Below are 266 nucleotides of genomic sequence, written 5' to 3' on the forward strand. Positions count from 1 at the left end.
CCGGCATTCGCCACATTGCTTGGATCGGCACAAGCCTCTTCGCCAAGGCACAGAATGAGATCGCCGTCGGCATTCTTGTAAGCGCCAGCGAATCGACCCACTTGCACCAGAACCAGCACTCAGCTCTTTTTAGGAGCTGGCTCCAGGCCCGTATTCCACGGCAGCAGCGCCTCAAGCTTCTCGACGGTATCCGCCTCGCCGATGTGCTTGAGCACATGGTGGATGTAGGTCGACGGCTCCAGATCGTTCGCCTTTGCCGTCTCGAT

At 58.6% G+C, this 266-nt stretch carries 1 protein-coding gene; it reads right to left on the bottom strand.

What is annotated here, in order from left to right; genetic code table 11:
- Window positions 1-119: 119 nt before the first annotated feature.
- Window positions 120-266, bottom strand: a 147-nt coding sequence (locus tag AC1RQI_RS17215; RefSeq protein WP_481905834.1) for a transposase domain-containing protein, incomplete at its 5' end; no start/stop codon positions are given.

The sequence above is a fragment of the Salicola sp. AFF1 genome (assembly GCF_056783195.1).